Origin of the sequence: Arenibacter flavimaris, assembly GCF_030291335.1 — a bacterium.
Lineage (GTDB): Bacteria > Bacteroidota > Bacteroidia > Flavobacteriales > Flavobacteriaceae > Arenibacter.
The window spans coordinates 87817-105540 of record NZ_JASWIM010000004.1 but is presented as its reverse complement, the minus strand read 5'-3'; the positions used below and the strand labels follow the sequence as shown (position 1 = coordinate 105540).

15 protein-coding genes and 1 tRNA gene are annotated in these 17724 nt (G+C 37.3%); 6 read left to right on the top strand and 10 right to left on the bottom strand.

Going from position 1 to position 17724, the window contains the following annotated elements; genetic code table 11:
- The first annotated feature begins 225 nt into the window (after positions 1 to 225).
- Positions 226 to 1110 carry a transposase gene (locus QSE00_RS05115; RefSeq protein ID WP_286105123.1) on the top strand — a complete coding sequence of 295 codons (885 nt, stop codon included), beginning with the start codon at positions 226 to 228 and terminating at the stop codon, positions 1108 to 1110.
- 495 nt (positions 1111 to 1605) lie between these two features.
- Here the strand turns inward: QSE00_RS05115 and QSE00_RS05110 are convergent, their stop codons facing one another.
- The 10 genes from QSE00_RS05110 to QSE00_RS05065 form a co-directional block, all read right to left on the bottom strand.
- A complete protein-coding gene (locus QSE00_RS05110) occupies positions 1606 to 2274 on the bottom strand; it encodes a hypothetical protein (protein ID WP_286105122.1) in 669 nt (222 codons plus the stop codon).
- A 216-nt stretch (positions 2275 to 2490) separates the two neighbouring features.
- Positions 2491 to 3126, bottom strand: coding sequence for a Shedu anti-phage system protein SduA domain-containing protein (locus QSE00_RS05105; RefSeq protein WP_286105121.1), 636 nt, complete (start codon positions 3124 to 3126; stop codon positions 2491 to 2493).
- 290 nt (positions 3127 to 3416) lie between these two features.
- Positions 3417 to 3692 carry a hypothetical protein gene (locus tag QSE00_RS05100; protein WP_286105120.1) on the bottom strand — a complete coding sequence of 92 codons (276 nt, stop codon included), beginning with the start codon at positions 3690 to 3692 and terminating at the stop codon, positions 3417 to 3419.
- Between the two features lie 43 nt (positions 3693 to 3735).
- Positions 3736 to 4419, bottom strand: coding sequence for a hypothetical protein (locus tag QSE00_RS05095; protein ID WP_286105119.1), 684 nt, complete (start codon positions 4417 to 4419; stop codon positions 3736 to 3738).
- 32 nt (positions 4420 to 4451) lie between these two features.
- Positions 4452 to 4546 (bottom strand) — tRNA-Lys (locus QSE00_RS05090).
- A gap of 250 nt (positions 4547 to 4796) precedes the next feature.
- On the bottom strand, positions 4797 to 4985 hold the full coding sequence (locus QSE00_RS05085) for a hypothetical protein (protein WP_286105118.1): 189 nt from the start codon (positions 4983 to 4985) through the stop codon (positions 4797 to 4799).
- Positions 4982 to 5587, bottom strand: coding sequence for a mobilome CxxCx(11)CxxC protein (locus QSE00_RS05080; protein WP_286105117.1), 606 nt, complete (start codon positions 5585 to 5587; stop codon positions 4982 to 4984). The genes QSE00_RS05085 and QSE00_RS05080 overlap by 4 nt, the downstream gene beginning before the upstream one ends.
- A 771-nt stretch (positions 5588 to 6358) precedes the next feature.
- Positions 6359 to 7456 carry a hypothetical protein gene (locus QSE00_RS05075; RefSeq protein ID WP_286105116.1) on the bottom strand — a complete coding sequence of 366 codons (1098 nt, stop codon included), beginning with the start codon at positions 7454 to 7456 and terminating at the stop codon, positions 6359 to 6361.
- 1 nt (position 7457) lies between these two features.
- Positions 7458 to 8261 (bottom strand): RNA polymerase sigma factor, encoded by an 804-nt coding sequence (locus tag QSE00_RS05070; protein WP_286105115.1) that lies wholly within the window; start codon positions 8259 to 8261, stop codon positions 7458 to 7460.
- A gap of 18 nt (positions 8262 to 8279) precedes the next feature.
- Complete coding sequence (locus QSE00_RS05065) at positions 8280 to 8597, bottom strand: hypothetical protein (protein ID WP_286105114.1); 318 nt, start codon at positions 8595 to 8597, stop codon at positions 8280 to 8282.
- A gap of 171 nt (positions 8598 to 8768) precedes the next feature.
- Between QSE00_RS05065 and QSE00_RS05060 the strand changes: the two genes are divergently transcribed.
- From QSE00_RS05060 to QSE00_RS05040, 5 genes are all read left to right on the top strand, one after another.
- Entirely contained in the window at positions 8769 to 9179 is a 411-nt protein-coding gene (locus QSE00_RS05060; RefSeq protein WP_247097774.1) for a helix-turn-helix domain-containing protein, read from the top strand.
- 626 nt (positions 9180 to 9805) lie between these two features.
- Positions 9806 to 10411: a Crp/Fnr family transcriptional regulator gene (locus QSE00_RS05055; RefSeq protein WP_286105113.1), complete on the top strand. Its 606-nt coding sequence runs from the start codon at positions 9806 to 9808 to the stop codon at positions 10409 to 10411.
- A gap of 361 nt (positions 10412 to 10772) precedes the next feature.
- Complete coding sequence (locus QSE00_RS05050; RefSeq protein WP_286105112.1) at positions 10773 to 11321, top strand: DUF4347 domain-containing protein; 549 nt, start codon at positions 10773 to 10775, stop codon at positions 11319 to 11321.
- A gap of 13 nt (positions 11322 to 11334) precedes the next feature.
- Positions 11335 to 16476, top strand: a complete 5142-nt coding sequence (locus tag QSE00_RS05045; protein WP_286105111.1) for a thrombospondin type 3 repeat-containing protein — start codon at positions 11335 to 11337, stop codon at positions 16474 to 16476.
- Positions 16477 to 16505: 29 nt separating this feature from the next.
- A complete protein-coding gene (locus tag QSE00_RS05040; RefSeq protein ID WP_286105110.1) occupies positions 16506 to 17393 on the top strand; it encodes a PorP/SprF family type IX secretion system membrane protein in 888 nt (295 codons plus the stop codon).
- Positions 17394 to 17724: the final 331 nt, after the last annotated feature.

The window sequence follows — 17724 nt, the reverse complement described above, 5'->3', positions numbered from 1 at the left end:
AGTCTCCGTTCTTTTCTAACCCGGTTACATGGACCATATAGAATTTTAGGAATTTACCTGCTAAAGGTTTTAGTCAACGTAACCATCTAAACAGGATAAAGTTATGAAAATCATGGAAACCGTCGGCATCGATGTCAGTAAAGTGACCCTTGATGTCTGTATTCACAGCAACCAGGAACCGGCGACCTTCGAAAACTCGAACAAAGGCTTTACCCAACTGCTTAAATGGGGCTATGGATCCAGCCCCCACCCAAAGGAGCAAATTTTGTTAGCCTTCGAACACACGGGGCTTTATTCGGAACGGTTATCGAATATCTTTCCGAAAGGGACATTCCCCATGCCATGATCTCGGGATTGGAAATAAAAAGATCCTTGGGGATCGCAAGGGGAAAGGACGGTCGGATCAATGCGTCCAAGATTGCTCTGTATGCCTACAGGCCGCGGGATGAGATACGACCTTCACTTGCGCAGTCGAAAGAAATCAGGACCATAAAAAAACTACTTTCCCTTAGGGACCGTCTAATAAGGCAAAGGGCCGGCTACAAGGTAGGTTCAAGGGAACAAAAGGACATCCTCAAACGAAAGGGCAACGAACTTCTTTTCATAGTCCAGGACAAGATGATCAGGGAGCTCTCAAAACAGATCAAGGAAATCGAAAATGAAATGCAACAGATCATAAAAAGTAGCCCTGAACTCGATCATATATTTGTTCTACTGAAGACAACAAAATGCATAGGCGATCAAGTTGCCCTGTTCCTATTGTTATATACAGGGGCCTTTACCAAATTCAGGAATGCCCGCCAGTTTTTTGCATATTACGGAGTGGCTCCCTTTCCCAATCGATCGGGAACAAGTCTTAGGGGGAAGACCCGTGTAAGCCATCTGGCCAATAAGAAGATGAAAAGTCTGCTCGATATGTGTGCCAAATCGTGGATCTGCTATAACATGGAAATAAAGGATTATTATTATTATTATTATTTCCGTAGACTGGCAGAAGGGAAAAGCAAAATGAGCACAGTGAACGTCATACGGAAAAAGCTTATATTACGGGTATTCACCGTAATCAATCGGGACACACCATACGTTGACCTATGGAAATACGCCTCTTAAAAATTATTTTCTCCTCAATATCGCCCCCCACAAAAAGGATGGGGTGTATTGAGGGGGAAATAATCGATCAATTAAAAAAATAATGAAATTTTATTTGGAAAGTTCATAGAATACTTACCATAACTAACCTGCGCATGGATCCTGATTCAATTTTATAGCGTTCGGGAAGATAAGCGTTAAGTAAAATCGAATTAGGGCGCAAGGTGCTTATGGTGAAATGCGGTATTTCCTAAAAAGGGTAAGGCTACAAAAAGCGTAAGGCCACAGGTCGAATTCTGTCATTCTACTGCACCTAACGGTTTATGTGTTTGAAAAGTAGCGTGTACAAAAACGCTAACTTTTAGGATTAACTCAGAACCGAATTTTTAGGGTTTGTTTTCTCTTATTCAATATAAGGAGCCAAATTGAAGAATGTGGCGGCCTATTTCCAGTAAGCAAAAACCTCTAGGAAGGCTTTTACGACCTATGTTTTATACGCAGCCTCGTTGTAAATGGTTATTTTATTGGGTGTGTTAATTCTCTATCTTCTAAATAATTGTACTCTTCCATCAAAACCAACACGTATAAACACATAAACACAATTCCGTAGGATAATTGCCAAATAAGATGTTGTTTTAATCCCTCATCCGAAGTTTTAAAATCGCTTAAGGTCCTTTCGATATTATCATGGTCAATTTTGAATCCTTTTTCTTTATATATTCTCTCAAGTTTTAATTTCTTAAATTTCAGTAGATTATTCAACGACAGTTCACCAACTAGATAACTAATATTATCCTCAAATTCATTCATCTCACGAATTATTGTTGCGTTCTCCGCTAAATTAAAATCATCATATGAGTGAGCTGCTAGATTTCTTATTTTTCTTAATTTGTTTAGAGATGCATAAAATTTATTTCCAATATATCTAAATCCATAAAGCAACTCAATTTTGGAGGAAAACGAACTTAATGGACCTGGGTAATTTGTTAATCTTTTGGTATATGCATTGGAAGTTTGAGGAAGTATTTGTAAAACCAATTTTTCAAGATACTCTTCGATTTTACTTGTTCCGATTAAAACAGCACCTCTTTCCGATTCATTGGTAAGTTTTAGTATAATATCCGCATTTAAGTCTGGATATAAATCACTATCTAATTTCTGAATTATTTTTTCTTGAATAGTCATTTTTCAGTACAACGGTTGCGACTCGTGGCAAGTATGGCAGGCAAGGAAACTTTTCGTTTCCGTCTGGTCTACGAGCAAGAGTTTTTTGATTTGTAATTATTTTTTCTTTTGTTAATTGTCAAATCCAAAAGATTTGGTGGACTCAGCAAATACGCCCAAAGCTTTAAAGACATCACTTTTTGCCCTATTTATTATGGAATTACTAGCAAGCGTTTTTTACTCCACTTCAATACTCAGTCGATTAAATTTATCAAAATAGTTAATATTCAGCTCTTCAAGTTCTTCATAAGTGACCACTTCAATGCCATTAAACATTCGATTTAAGTCTCTTGAAAATTTGTCTTTCATTTCAAGTTTTTCCTCTTTTCTGCCTGCAAGTAAAATATGGTCGAAATTTTTGGTTTTATACCCCAATTTTGATTCTATTTCTAGTTGGTTTTCTTTGTTTTCTGAATATTCTTTGTATCTCCTAACTTGTTCTAAATGAGACAAATAGTTGCTGCTAAACTGAGGTCTTTTTGTTTTCTTTTTTACATAAAAAGTTACATCTTCTTTTTTGACTTCAAAAAATGTTGTTTTTAGAAATTCAGGAAACTCAGTTTTGAGGATGTAATCACATTCTTCATTTGTTTTTTCATGTTCAAAATCAATGAATGCGTCTCTTAAAAGAATCATTTTATTCTGATTAAAAGACTTGTGTAAAATTGTGCGTTCGTTATTTTTTCTGTCGTACTTGATATGTTTGTTGTAGGTTGAATTAAACTCCATTATTGATTGTTCGATTTCTTTTCTTTTTATGATTAACCAATCGTAAATCAGTGATGTTGGTAACTTAATAAATTCTTTAGACACGATTCCGGTTTTGAGTACAAAATAATTTTCAAAATTTTTACTGATTTGATTTTTGTAGTGATTTTTATAGAAAGTTGAATCTTGGAAATTGTGAATGTTTTTATTTAGTATTTCTAGATTTTCTAAATCTGTTATTAATCGTTTGCGCCAAGTCCTTATAGCATTTTCAAATTCTAGAATAAAATAGTCGTGTTGACCAACTTTATTTTTTTGTACAACAGCTTGCCATATATCTGGGGAGATAGTTCCCCTCGTTTCTATATCTGTGTAAAGTATTACAGGAATTGAACTTATTCTAAAATTTCCCTTCGAGTAAGACGTATCGAAACTTTTCTGAATCTAAGAATTTTTGATGCTTGCAGACTATCTAAATTACCTGTAGATGATTCGTTAGTTATTATTGCATCTATATGAAGTTTTTTGTTTTCTAATTGCTCAACAATGAATAATTTAAGGTTTTCAAATGAATTACAAAAGATTAATTCGTTTTCTTCATATCCATAATTCCTGAAAATATTCTTGTAAGTTTCCTCGGATGATTTAAAATCATTAATTAATATTTTCATTTTTCGGCAAATGTATGCTAACGTCTCCGTTAGCATACCTCTTTTATAGTTCTTTAATCTTTAATGTTTCGTCTGGTTTCAATACCTCAAAAGTATAAGTTGAAAATGACATATTATATGTTTCTGAATTCGGGTATTTATGAGCAGGTTTACAAGATATTTTTGAATACAACTTAAATTTCGGGTATTTACTTATTTTTTCATTGACATATTTTTTAGTGGTAGAATCTAACTTATTTAAATTAAAAGTCAATTTGCTTTGGCTAATTTTTGTAATCTCATTTTTTTTGTTTGATTCTTTATTGTAATAGATATCAATTTCTGAAAAAAGAGTTTCTATTTTTTTATCAAACCCTGCCAACAGAAAATAACATTTAAGATTTGAATGACTTGAAAATAAATTCTGTAAACGAATTAAGTCCCAAATTAATGATGCTAAGGAAATTGTAGAGTGTCCAATCCATTTAGATTCTACTGCATATTTCCATTCAGCTTTTTCTGATAGTACAAAATCTACTTGAAGTGGTCTTCCTTGACCTCCATTGCCTAAGGGATGATTAATTTCTGCCTGAGTTTTAAAATCAGTAATACTATTGAGAATTTGACCAATAGGATAGGATAAGTATTTTTCGCTAAAGAGTAGTCCTCGAAAACAATGAAATTCAAAAAGTAGCCATCCAGAAACTCCTTCGCTAATTTTTCTTTGAATATTATTTAGGTTACTCATTAAGTTTAAATTAAAATGGCAAAGAGCATTAGTGTCTCGAGTAGGATTCGAACCTACATCTGATGGTTAAAAATCTTTGCTCTTTGCCTTAAATGCCGCCAGGTTTTACCAATTAAACTATCGAGACATCTATTATTTTCTTTTAAAGAACTGACTTTTCTTATATGCGTTAACGGTTTAGCTCTATGAACAGTACTGGAGCAAACTAGCGTTTACGTTCCGCAACGCACATAGCGAAATCTTTTTGTTTTGTTTTTTCTTTGTCCCGTTTAAAACCTAAATCCATAAAATTTTGTGGACTTCATAAAAATACACAAAACTTAGCGTTTAAAACTTAAGTCCGTACTGTTTGTAGGTTTTTTTTTGGAGGCAGTTTTTTATTTTCCACATACAGGACAAGAGGCAGAGTTGATTGGTCCTAAGCTTTTTCTTAGGTTTTCATTCACTTGTCCTTTTTCAAACTCACTCTTTCCATCGAATTCGTTAATGAACTTTTTTAATTCTTGTTTTTCAGAAGAAGTTAATTTTGTGTACTCAATCTTTAATCCTGTTAATTTATTGCTCATAATCTATTTTTTAAAGTATTTTTAAATTTACCACAAACTGGGCAATTAGAAGATTCCATAGATGTGGGTGTATTTTTGCATCCTACACACTCTTTTTGATATTCTCTTAATGCATATCTCATTCCCATTCTAAGCTCCCAGTCCTTTATGTTATGTTTACTATCTTGTTCCGTTCTTGCTTTTAGACGAGTATTGATTATTTCAAAATTTAAATCAAACTCAGTAAAGTTACTTGGTGGAAATTCTGCTAATTTTTTAAATCTATCGTTTAAGAAATAATGAGCTTGGGCGGCTTCACTTGCGTAAGAAAGTTCATCACTCCATTTGTAAACTACGGAAATTATTGAAATTAAAAGCTGAAGAATTGAAACAGGAACTGCAATTGCCATTAATGCTTTTAGAAAACTGTTATTCAGGCCATATCCCATAGCTGTTGCGCCAATCGTAACTGGAACTAATATTCCTAAAACCGTAATATAACTAATAAGCCTGCCATAGTGATTAGCCCTTTTTTCGAAAATATAGGACTTGCCAAAAGAATGAAATCCATTATCGTGAGATTTAGTTCTCAATCTATCTATTTTAACTTCGTCTGTTTCCATTTTTTTTTAAATTGCCCCCAACTAGAGTGTAAGTAACTTGTGCTTATTTATCCATTATCTAATTTAGTATTTTTTTGTCGCTTATGTATATTTGTTAAACTTGATCCACTTAATTTAAAACTATGCCTTCTTTGAGGAAATCTTCTTGTGCAGGGAAGGACACCAATCATTAAAGTAACATGATGAATTTATAACCTAACAATTGAAATCATAAATATTATGATTTTTAATGTTGGGAATTTAGGACTTCGATGGTTGCAAAGTAGGGCGACAGAATTGGTACTCGCGTCAACAGGAGAACAAACAGAATACTGTTATAATTTAAATATAATTAGTCCAGAATAGTTACCCTTCATTTCCACTTAAATGTTCAGAAAAACTTTTATGAATCCTTTAAAAAAGAGTGTTTTTTACGGTAAATCCACGAAAAAACATTCTAGTACTATAATTTTTAAAGTTACAAGACTTTAATTTTCTTGCCTGATTGGGGTATAGGAATTCTGTTCAATTTAGACGGTTTTTTGGCTTAAATTTTATCGTAATAACCATTCCCATCCAATACCCTCCTGTCGCCTTATGAAGAACGCATAGAAAAGAAATTCATTTTTAAGCTCAAAAAAATATGGGTTCATATTAGGTTTGAACGGAAAATTAGTTCTTCAATTGGACATCAAAATAAGAAAACCCACGCCGTTGTATATGTTGTTCACATTTAGTGAGTGTCAATGACCCCACCTTACGGGTGTACAAGCACCCTCAATAATAAATGGATTAGCCTACAATTAGTTCAATACCTGCTTTCTCAGCCTTGTATTTTAATTTGGTCATGAGCTCGTAATAGCTCCAGTTTCTCAATACAAATTCTTCCTTTTTAGCAATATCCATCTTATCATCCTGATTTAATAAAATGAGCGTTCCTGCCCGATGCTTAGTACAGAGATCAATTAACCTTCGGCTGTATACATGTATACGATGGTGCACATAATCACTTTCTGACTTTCGAAGCCAGTCCACCGCTTTAAGTTTTCTTTTACGTCCTTTGCCCGATTTACAATATGTCGCCCCAATTTGTGCTCGTTTGTACGCTGCCTGAATTGCCAACCTCCGATACAAAAATTCTTCTTTCGAACCAATGGTAAGTTTTGTTTTGCCGACTTTCACAATTATAGGGTATTCCAGGGACAGGGAAGCCTCCGCTATTAACGCCGGATCTAGACTATTCCTTTCTTTTTCAATTTCAAATACTGCCAGCCAATAGGTTTTTCCATCTTTGAGTTTAATGTTTGAAGTGCAAAGCTTGATGTCCCCTTCGACCAGACGCTCCAAAAGTTTATGTTTGTCAGTGAAATCCTTTCCCAAATAGGTTTTAAAGGGAATGGAGAATAAGCGAAAACAAAATGCTTTTTTATCCGGATTATAGGATATCCGTCCCATGCTTTTTGGAGGGAACGGAAATGCCATTTCCCTTTTAAAGTTCTTTAATGAGCACTGCCCCTGCCAATATTCCGATTTGTTTTTATTAAAAGTGGATAAAAGGTTATTGTTCAGGCTCGATAAAATATCGGTAGGGATTTCTCCTTTAAAGCGATCGGATATCATTCGGTAAGTGGTATTGATCCGGGAACGTTGCAAGATGCCGTCTTCCTCTTTTCTTTCATCGGCCAGTTTGTACTTGATCCCTTCGGAAAGATAAAAGAAGTCTTTGATCATTTCCTGTACGTACATGTGGGAGACAATAATGTTCGCCGCTCTAAAGCACCGATTTTGATACTGGTAGAGTTTGTCCAGTTTCTCCTTACGCTCTTCTTTGGTAGGTAGATCTATCAGTAACTGGATTCTTCTAGTGAGTTTAATAGTTGATTTTCCCATATTAAGCCAATTCTAATTTTACTTCCTGACGGACATTCGATAGCTTGTATGCCGCTATAAACTCTTTATGAACTTTTTTTTGGGGTAGGTTCAGGACTTCGGCAATAAAAGCAAAGGAATACTTCTTGTTGCACCGCAACTCCAATACCCTTTTCTGTTCCTCGGTCAATATTCTTGGGACTTTTACTTCATTACCGGAACACTTTTGGTCATTTACACGACTGCTCCCAAAATGGATAATCTTTCTAATTTCCTGAATAGCCTTTTTTACATCTTGACTGGTCTTGCTAATGCTTGTTCCCATTACCTCGGCAATGGCTTTATATTGGAAGCCATATTTTAAACAGAGGTTGATCAGATGTCTCTTTTCTGCGGTTAATAAGGGCAGTACAACTTTGATTTGGTCGAAGGCTTTTTGTTGTGACTCCTGATTTCGTAAATGTTCATTGTCATTAAGCGGGTCATAGCCCATCATATAGTCCTGGTAATTATCGTAGCCTTCTAAGGAATAAACTTTCCTAAAGAACTTGTTTTTTGGCTTGCTGTAGTATGAAATACATTCTCTTTTCATGACAAACCTTAAGAAGTAGAAGATATGCTTTGGGCTTTCGATATGGTCCCTATGGATCCATAGCTTTAAAAAGGCATCTTGAACCAAGGACTCAATTACAAATTCATCATCTATAAATCGCTTGCCCACCCAAAATATATTTCTGCTGTATGTAGCATGAATTTGTGCAAAGGCGGATGTGTCACCATTTTTTAACAGTTCAAAATTTTTTAGAAGGTGAATATTGTTCTTCATAGGTTTGATTTTTGGCGATTATGATTCTCTAATAAAATGATTGATCTTTGGTCTGGGAACATGTTCTTTTACTTTGTCCCTAAAGGACATTCGCTCCCATACCGCTCCTTCATCCCTGCGAAATACTTCTTGGAAGCTATCCAGTTTTGATATCAGAAAGGATACCATGTTTCCGGGGATATGCACTTCTTCTATATCTTTGCATATAGTGTTAAGCTTAAGCAATAGATATCTGGGATGGCAATAGTTTTTTGATATAACGGTCCACTCAAAATATCTCACTATGGCTATAGGTTCCTGACCGTTTATCAAATCTTTTATTTCCGTGCTTTTCATTTTTTGAACTAACCTTGATTCTTAGCCATAAAGTAACAATGCTGTTTTGCGGTACCGAACCAAAACCATTGGTATGTTACCAAATGGATTGGGTATTTTACCAATAATGTTTGAGGATTTTCCACTATCTTTACCTACACAACATATAGGATAAGTTATTATATTTGATATATGAGCACAGCAACAAAACCAAACCATATCGGCAGAAAGATTGGTCGTATCAGGGAATTACGCGGCATGAAGCAGGAAGCCTTGGCCATGGAGTTGGGCATTAGCCAACAAAGCGTTTCTTTATTAGAGCAAAGTGAAACTATAGAGGAAGAAAAACTGGAAAAGGTTGCCAAAGCCTTGGGCGTTACTGCGGAAGCGATCAAAAATTTTTCGGAAGAATCTGTACTTAATATAATTTCAAATTCCTTTCATGATAATTCTGTTTTGAATGGCGTTTTATACAATCCAACATTCAATCCTATTGATAAAATTATAGAGCAATCTGAAAAGATTGAGGAACTATATAAAAAATTGTTAGCTGCTGAAAAAGAAAAGAATCTCTATTTAGAGAAGCTATTGAACAAAAAATAGATTTCCTTTTTTACAGAGAGTATAGAATTTTAAAACCATATCCGTTTTCATTTAAAAAGGAACCGGTTATGGTTTTCTTTTTTATTAAAGATCATAAGTTCTTTGCAACCATCGGGAGCCAATCAAGATCGTCTTTGTGGCAACAAAGACACATCTTGAATTCTCTATTTGCCGTAAAAATTTGCCTAAAAATGGAGCTTTCGGAAGCTTTTGCCGTAAAAATCTATTATCAACATAGACTTTTTCGGATTAAATACTTGATAATCAGTACAATATATGCAGTAACACCGCTTTAGCGTGTTACCCTCTTGCTGTCACTCTTTTACTTATCAAGGTTCTTTTTAAAACGTATTTCGCCAAATACACCAACTACATTTCACACCGATCATTAATTAAAAATATTATTTTCACCTCTACCGTCACCCGGCATTTTTTTGTTTCAACTCATTTTGGTGTCCGGATAAAGGAGTTTATGTTTTAAATTCTGACATATTATTAAATATTAATACCGAAATCACACATCCAAATCACAAAAATTTCTCCAATTCGGGTAGGCCTAAGTCCCTAAAATAGATTGGGCAATGTATACTTTTTATTATTTTTACCAAGTAAACAGTTAATTTAATATGTCCCCTCTAAGCAAAATTCATAAAAATCTATTTATTTTAATTTATCTAAATGAAATAGCCCCACTTTCCGCTGAATTAAAATCATTTTTGGGCAACAAAATAAAAAGCAAGGTTTACGCTAAAAATCATATCATTAACAGAGAAGGAGAAATTTGCAATAATTTACACGTCATAAAAAAAGGAATGGTCCGCGGTTATTTCATCAGTGACAGTACCGACATTACGACATGGATAAGTAGTGATGGAGATATTTTCACTTCGATTACAGGTTTTTTTAAAAATGAACCCGCCAAGGAAAATATACAGTGCCTTGAAGACACCTATTGCGAGTATTTGGAATATCAAGACTTTCACTATTGTTTGAAGAATTTTCCAGAAATGCGGGAAATAAACCGTATCATGATGGTGGAGTATTATATTCATGCTGAGAACCGAGCATTTATGACCAGGATTCCCAATGCGAAAAGTCGTTTGAGCTATTTTTTAAAAAATGCGGATCCAAAAGTGGTAGAAAGGATTTCGAAGAAATTTTTAGCTTCTTTCCTTGCGATGCGTCCAGAAACACTTTCCCGAATATTAACCTACCCTTTCTTACCAAAGTAGTTGCCTACTGCAAACTAAGGAAATTTCAACAACATAAAGACCAATTCAAGTCTAAGTCGTATTAACAAAGCATGTTTGTTAACTACGGTCATTATGGTTTTAGTCCTATATGGTATAGAGCATTTCTCCTTTGTACTAATACCGTTTCACTTCAAACAGCCATTTAATTATTCCTCCGACTTTTGAGTGTTAGAACTTAAAAAAAAAGATCCACTTGACATTTGTCAAGTCTTGGAAAGATTACATATAATACAACAATACCTACGTCGTTATAATCCAAAACAAACATAGATGTAAAGAAAAATACTACAAAATGAATTTTTACAAATCAACCGCTAAACAACCATTTCAAACTACAATTATGAAAACCACAATTAAAACAATCTTATCGACTTTTATCATCCTAATGGTCTTGGGATGTGGAAAGGCTATAGCTCAAACTGATATTCTTGTCGTAATAGATCAGGATTATGCCAAAAGGAATGAGGTACTTTCACAACTGCCCTCTGGTGCGGCTGTAATAAATCTAAAATCTAATTCCAATCCATGGAAGGATATTCGTGAAAAGCTAACTTCCGATAAAGACTTAAAGCAAATTCACCTTTTTGTTGAATCTGGATTTAATTCACTACTTATGGCGGGAATTGAATATAATGCGGAAAAAGTTCAATCAGAATTTGAACTTTCCATGCTGGAAGGTATATATACAGGAATCCACTATCAATTATACCTCTATACTTGCAACCTGCCTTCCAACCCTGAAGGACTTGAACTTATAAAAGAATTGGGTAACAAGACTTATTTTAATATTGCCGCTTCTACAAATTGTCAAGAAGGAGCAGACCATGATTTTAACTTCGATTATACTACTCTAGACCAGCCTATTGCAGGTTCTATTTTCAAAATCTAAACCAATCAATAAAATGAAGAATTTTTTTAAACGACTCGTCGTAATGGTCTTTCTATGTCAAATAGGAATCATTCTTGCCCAAAATGTTGGGATGACTGTACAGCAAGGCCCCAATATAGATGTAATGTTAACGGTAGGAGCCGCCAATATTGACCTAAGTACATTTGAATCAGATTTGGAACAGGCAATGCACACCAAAGGGATCCCGCTTGGGAAATTAAGAGTGGAGGCATTCCAAAGAAGTTCCATATCCTCTGATCAGGCCGATGCCAGTGATATATTCAATAGTTGGAACAAAATGAACTTTAATGGGACTGAACCTCCAGTTCATAGCAGTTATACCGGAAATTACTTTTCCTTTGATGCAAATACCAATAGAGTTTTTGCGGATTACGTTAGTCGGTATAATGGATATGGATATGCCATGTATGATCCTTCCGGTGATATTTCCGATGGAACAATTTCGGCTACTTTTGGACTCAACGGGGCGCCTGGGGCCCATGCAGAAGTTGGATTTATTTTCCGTAAAGTAGATAATAACAATTTTTATGCATATATCATTGACAACCACACAGCATGTGGGAACTTAATGAATTATGCAAATGGAGATGGCTACCCTGCGGAAGCTATTTTGAAGAGAGAGAATGGTGTTACAACCATTCTTGCCGTGAATACAAATAGTATAAGAACAGGCTTACCTAGCGGTTGGAACTCATCCCGATCTGATATGTTTGCTGCTTACTATGACGGTCAACAAATAGATTTTAAAATCGAAATGGCCGGAGATAATATAAAAGTATCCCGTAGGGGTGGTGGCGGAAACGCAGGTACAGATTGGATTCAATCATTTGATATTACAGAAGATGCTCATGCTGACGGTAGTTACGGTTTTTACGTCCATGAACAATCCGGAGCTTACTTTAAGGACATTGAAATTACAAAGTTATCGCTAAGGGCATTCAAAGATGTTTTACGTGAACCACAATGGCGTAGCAAGGCTTTACGTTTCAACGTAAACCTGGATGATCTGGAAGTTGCGGATTTCGAAGATGACAGTGATCTTTCCGAAATCCTAATGAGGACAATAAACGAGGACATCCATTATTTGGGTTGGGGTGTAAATGCCAATCAGGCCCAATTTGAAAGGTTTATTAGCCAAAATAATACTCAAGGAATTTTTGTGAACCGGGACACCAGTTCATACGCCAGCTCTGTAGATCAAATTGCACAATATATCTTTGAGCAATACCAAGTTGGAACCATTAGTGAAGGAAATTATTTTATTGCAGGTACTACCGTAGAAATTGATGTAAATCCTACACAACTTAAGACTAATACAGCCAACGCTAATTATCCTGCAGGCCGTTGGAAAATAAGTCATGACGAAACTCATTTTCCAAATAATACGGGTAAAGTATCTTGGGATGGCCTTTACTTGGAGGATGTACCGGAACTCTATAATAAAACTGGTAAATATACTTTTACCTTTGAAGACCTTCCAACTGCACCAACGACTCTTTATTTTCATAGAAAACCAGTGGCCAGTTTTACCTATAGTCCAAATTCAGGGCTTATTAGCGATACTTCCTATGATCTGGATGGAGGTTCGAATAACGGAATCGCACAGGCAGAATGGAAATGGAAAGAGGTAAATGCCCAGTCAACAAATGATTGGAATTTAGGCCAGTTTGATAAAAATAGTGTTCCGAATGGGCAATATTTAATAATGTTGAGAGTTCAGGACCACCAAGGTGTTTGGAGCAGTCCAACGAGCATTTTTGTTGAGAAATCTGCGGCCACCGCAGGAACAGAAGATCTTCCGATCGCACAGTTTAATATTAGTCCAGATGTATTGACTACCTATAATGGTGCCATGGCCATTACTATAGCCAATAACTCGGTGGATCCTTATTCCAGAACCCTGGATAATGAAGAGTGGATAGTTGTCAAGAGAGTATATGATGTCAATGGCGATCCAACGGATACGGAAATACACAATACCTCCACTCCGCTTACGGATTTCACTGCTTATAACAATGAGAGTGCCGAGTATATAATTAGCTTAAGAACCAGAACGGATACTGGGGTATGGTCCCAACCGTTCTATAGAACTTTGACGATTATAGATGACAGTACTGCCCCTACTGCCAATGCAACCCCTCAGAATGGAGTTGTGAACACAGAGGATATTATTACATTGGCTTTTCAAGATGAATCTACCGGAAGTGGATTTGATGTACAGCGATATGCCATTACTCAAAGTAATTCAGCACCTGCCAATGAAGCTTCCAGCTGGAAGTCTTGGAGCAATAGCCAGACCAAGGACATTACCTTCTCTTCAGGAGGTAGCGGCTGGTACATTCATGCTGAGGTAAAGGATAATGCGGGAAATTTGGGTACAGCAACTTTTGGACCATATGATGTAACTTTGATATTAACAGCGGTAGCTGACCTGGCACTTACCGATGAGGACACAGCATCCTCTCCTATTAACATCCTTTTTAATGATAAATACGACCTTAACAGTGTACCTGTAATTAGCATTACTGTACAAGGAACAAAAGGTACTGCCGTAGTTGATGGGAACAACAATATTGTCTATACACCTAATCAAGACCAAAATGGAACAGATACGGTAACTTATTTGTTGGAAGATTCAGGAGAGAGTTCATCTGCAGATATTACCATCTCTATTCAGCCTGTGGATGATTTGCCTCTTGCTGTTACCGATAATTTTGAAGTTGATGAAAATGGAACAATTAATAAAGACGTCGCAACAAATGATATAGAAGTGGATGGGGATGACCGTGTTTACCATTTGGTGGATGGGCCGGCCTATGCTTCTAACTTGACTTTTAATACTGACGGCACTTTCACTTATGAACATAATGGTGATGAGCAGATCTCAGATTCCTTTACCTATAATTTTGAGGATGCAGTATCCTTTTCAGAAACGGTGACGGTTAACTTAACTATTAATCCTGTTAATGACCTCCCTACTGGTGGTGATGTAACTGGAAATGTAGTTGAAGATGTACCTACCGCTTTTTCGGTGGATAATTTTACATTCAATGATGTGGATACGGAAGATAACTTCAATGGAATCCAAATTATAACTTTACCCACTAAGGGAACATTGTTTTATAATGGAAACCCAGTGGCATTGAATGATTTCATTAACGATGTTACTTTGTTGACCTACACTACTGAGCCTGGTGAATTTGGGACCAATTATGCTTCCTTTAAATTTAAGGTGAAGGATCAAGCTGACGCAGTGAGTACAACAAGTTACGATTTTGGCATAACGGCTTTGGAAGACATGGATGGTGATGGTCTTCCAGATCTCTCTGATCCTGATATTGATGGTGATGGAACTTCCAATGATGAAGATGACTTTCCAAGAAATCCCAACGAGGATACCGATACCGATGGTGATGGTACTGGAGATAACGAGGATACGGATGATGATGGTGACGGCACACCCGATACCGAAGATGCCTTCGCATTGGATCCCAACGAGGATACCGATACCGATGGTGATGGCACTGGAGATAACGAGGATACGGATGATGATGGAGACGGCACACCCGATACCGAAGATGCATTCCCATTGGATCCCAACGAGGACATAGATACGGACGGTGATGGTACTGGGGATAACGAGGATACGGATGATGATGGTGACGGCACACCCGATACCGAAGATGCCTTCCCATTGGATTCCAACGAGGATACCGATAGCGATGGTGATGGCACTGGGGATAACGAGGATACGGATGATGATGGTGACGGCACACCCGATACCGAAGATGCCTTCCCATTGGATCCCAACGAGGATACCGATACCGATGGTGATGGCACTGGAGATAACGAGGATACGGATGATGATGGAGACGGCACACCCGATACCGAAGACGCCTTCCCATTGGATCCCAACGAGGACATAGATACGGACGGTGATGGTACTGGTGATAACGAGGATACGGATGATGATGGAGACGGCACACCCGATACTGAAGATGCCTTCCCATTGGATCCCAACGAGGATACCGATACCGATGGTGATGGTACTGGGGATAACGGGGATACCGATGATGATGGAGACGGCACACCCGATACCGAAGATGCATTCCCATTGGATCCCAACGAGGACATAGATACGGACGGTGATGGTACTGGGGATAACGAGGATACGGATGATGATGGAGACGGCACACCCGATACGGAAGACGCCTTCCCATTGGATCCCCATGAGGAGACAGATACGGACGGGGACGGCACTGGTGATAATCACGACAATGATACCGATGGAGACGGTACACCCGATACCGAAGACGCCTTCCCATTGGATCCCAACGAGGATACCGATACCGATGGTGATGGTACTGGGGATAACGAGGATACCGATGATGATGGAGACGGCACACCCGATACGGAAGATGCCTTCCCATTGGATCCCAACGAGGATACAGATACGGACGGGGACGGCACTGGTGATAATCACGACAATGATACCGATGGAGACGGCACACCCGATACGGAAGACGCCTTCCCATTGGATCCCAACGAGGATACCGATACGGACGGGGACGGTATTGGAGATAACGAGGATAACGATGATGACGGTGATGGTACACCGGACAGCGAAGATGCATTCCCACTTGATCCCTATGAGGAGACAGATACGGACAGTGACGGAACTGGTGATAATACCGATAATGATTTGGATGGTGACGGTACTCCCAATGAGGAAGACGCCTTCCCATTGGATCCCAATGAGGATACCGATAGTGATGGTGACGGTACGGGCGACAACGAGGATAACGATGATGATAATGATGGGCTTCCTGATGAGGATGATTATTTTCCTATCAATGCCCAGCCCACTTTAATACCAGCCCAGGCCTTTACACCAAATGGTGACGGAATCAATGATTCCTGGATGATTCCTGGTATAGAGAATTATCCCAATTCACTAATTAAGGTCTATAACAGGTGGGGCCACGAAGTATTTGTTAGTAAAGGATATAGGAACGATTGGAATGGCTCCTATAAATCGAACAGCAACAAATTACCTTCCGGATCGTATATGTATATCATTGACCCTGCGAATGGTTCTGCACCTATTCAGGGTTGGTTGTTCATCAATTATTAAAACTATTAGTTTATCAAATAAAATTTAAAATGAAACTTAAAATAATATATTTTGTCCTAACCGTTTTATTGAGCGTTGGTGCTTTATCGGCCCAGCAGGACCCTAATTTCACATTTTACCGATATAATATGAACCTTATAAACCCTGCTTTTGCAGGGTCTAACGACGTAAGCGATATTGGGGTCGGAATTAGGAGTCAATGGGCAAGTATCGAAGGTAGCCCGGAAACCCAGACCGTTTTTTTTGGTACCCCTGTTGGAAAGAATCTTGGTCTTGGAGTATCAATTATAAATGATAGGACGTTCATCGAAAACCAAACATCGGTTGCGTTAGATTTCTCATATCACCTGCAGTTAAATGATTACATGCACTTATATTTGGGGATAAAAGCGGGTTTAAACTCTTATAGAGTAAACACAGATGGTTTAGTGACGTATGGTATCCAATCCGATCCAAGTTTAATGGATATTGATGGTGGTTTTACCCCGAATATCGGATCCGGTGTCTACTTAAAGGGGCAATCCTTTTATGCATCCTTATCGGTTCCAAAAATATTAACCCCAAACAGGTTGGACAACGACAATGGAATTGCAAAACAAGGAGAGGACAAGATACATGTATACGCTTCTGCAGGTTATGATATTCCATTGAATGGCAACATCACCATTAAACCGTCTATACTTGCCAGATATGTAAATTCATCACCAATTTCAATTGACCTAACTGCGGCATTTATGTTAGGGGAGAGATTTGAGCCTGGCGTGGCGTATCGTTTGAATGAAGGGTTTGGCGGATTTTTTATTTTTAAAGCCAGTAGAGGTCTACACATAGGATACGCATACGAAACGGCACTTGAAAATGCCGTTTCCAACTTGAACAATGGCACCCACGAGATACTTTTAAAAATAAAAATATAATCATGCAATGTACGTTTCAATATATCACAACTGCTTAACTTTCTATTACTTTAACATTGCTTTATGTGCAGGCAATTTTCAATTATTGATTGGTTTACTTGAAATGTTTAAAAGTAGTTGTGGAATTAGGCTTAATTAATTCTATTTGTAACTTTATAGCACTAAAGAACAGCAAATAATATCTTTAGAGTTCTTACTTGTTATGTAGTGTACAAATAGGTGTGTAAAACGAAATGTAATCTCATAAACAATTAAAATACAGTGCTTTAGGTATAGGTAGTTAGGTCTGCCACCCCGACGAACCATGGTTTTGTTGATGCAAACAAAACCA

What these genes read in the sequence shown, in the direction of transcription:
- QSE00_RS05075 (WP_286105116.1), bottom strand. Translation starts at nt 7,456, where the DNA reads ATGGGAAAATCAACTATTAAACTCACTAGAAGAATCCAGTTACTGATA.
- QSE00_RS05095 (WP_286105119.1), bottom strand. Translation starts at nt 4,419, where the DNA reads ATGAGTAACCTAAATAATATTCAAAGAAAAATTAGCGAAGGAGTTTCT.
- QSE00_RS05085 (WP_286105118.1), bottom strand. Translation starts at nt 4,985, where the DNA reads ATGAGCAATAAATTAACAGGATTAAAGATTGAGTACACAAAATTAACT.
- QSE00_RS05115 (WP_286105123.1), top strand. Translation starts at nt 226, where the DNA reads ATGGGGCTATGGATCCAGCCCCCACCCAAAGGAGCAAATTTTGTTAGC.
- QSE00_RS05070 (WP_286105115.1), bottom strand. Translation starts at nt 8,261, where the DNA reads ATGAAGAACAATATTCACCTTCTAAAAAATTTTGAACTGTTAAAAAAT.
- QSE00_RS05050 (WP_286105112.1), top strand. Translation starts at nt 10,773, where the DNA reads ATGAAAACCACAATTAAAACAATCTTATCGACTTTTATCATCCTAATG.
- QSE00_RS05080 (WP_286105117.1), bottom strand. Translation starts at nt 5,587, where the DNA reads ATGGAAACAGACGAAGTTAAAATAGATAGATTGAGAACTAAATCTCAC.
- QSE00_RS05100 (WP_286105120.1), bottom strand. Translation starts at nt 3,692, where the DNA reads ATGAAAATATTAATTAATGATTTTAAATCATCCGAGGAAACTTACAAG.
- QSE00_RS05055 (WP_286105113.1), top strand. Translation starts at nt 9,806, where the DNA reads ATGTCCCCTCTAAGCAAAATTCATAAAAATCTATTTATTTTAATTTAT.
- QSE00_RS05045 (WP_286105111.1), top strand. Translation starts at nt 11,335, where the DNA reads ATGAAGAATTTTTTTAAACGACTCGTCGTAATGGTCTTTCTATGTCAA.
- QSE00_RS05040 (WP_286105110.1), top strand. Translation starts at nt 16,506, where the DNA reads ATGAAACTTAAAATAATATATTTTGTCCTAACCGTTTTATTGAGCGTT.
- QSE00_RS05065 (WP_286105114.1), bottom strand. Translation starts at nt 8,597, where the DNA reads ATGAAAAGCACGGAAATAAAAGATTTGATAAACGGTCAGGAACCTATA.
- QSE00_RS05060 (WP_247097774.1), top strand. Translation starts at nt 8,769, where the DNA reads ATGAGCACAGCAACAAAACCAAACCATATCGGCAGAAAGATTGGTCGT.
- QSE00_RS05110 (WP_286105122.1), bottom strand. Translation starts at nt 2,274, where the DNA reads ATGACTATTCAAGAAAAAATAATTCAGAAATTAGATAGTGATTTATAT.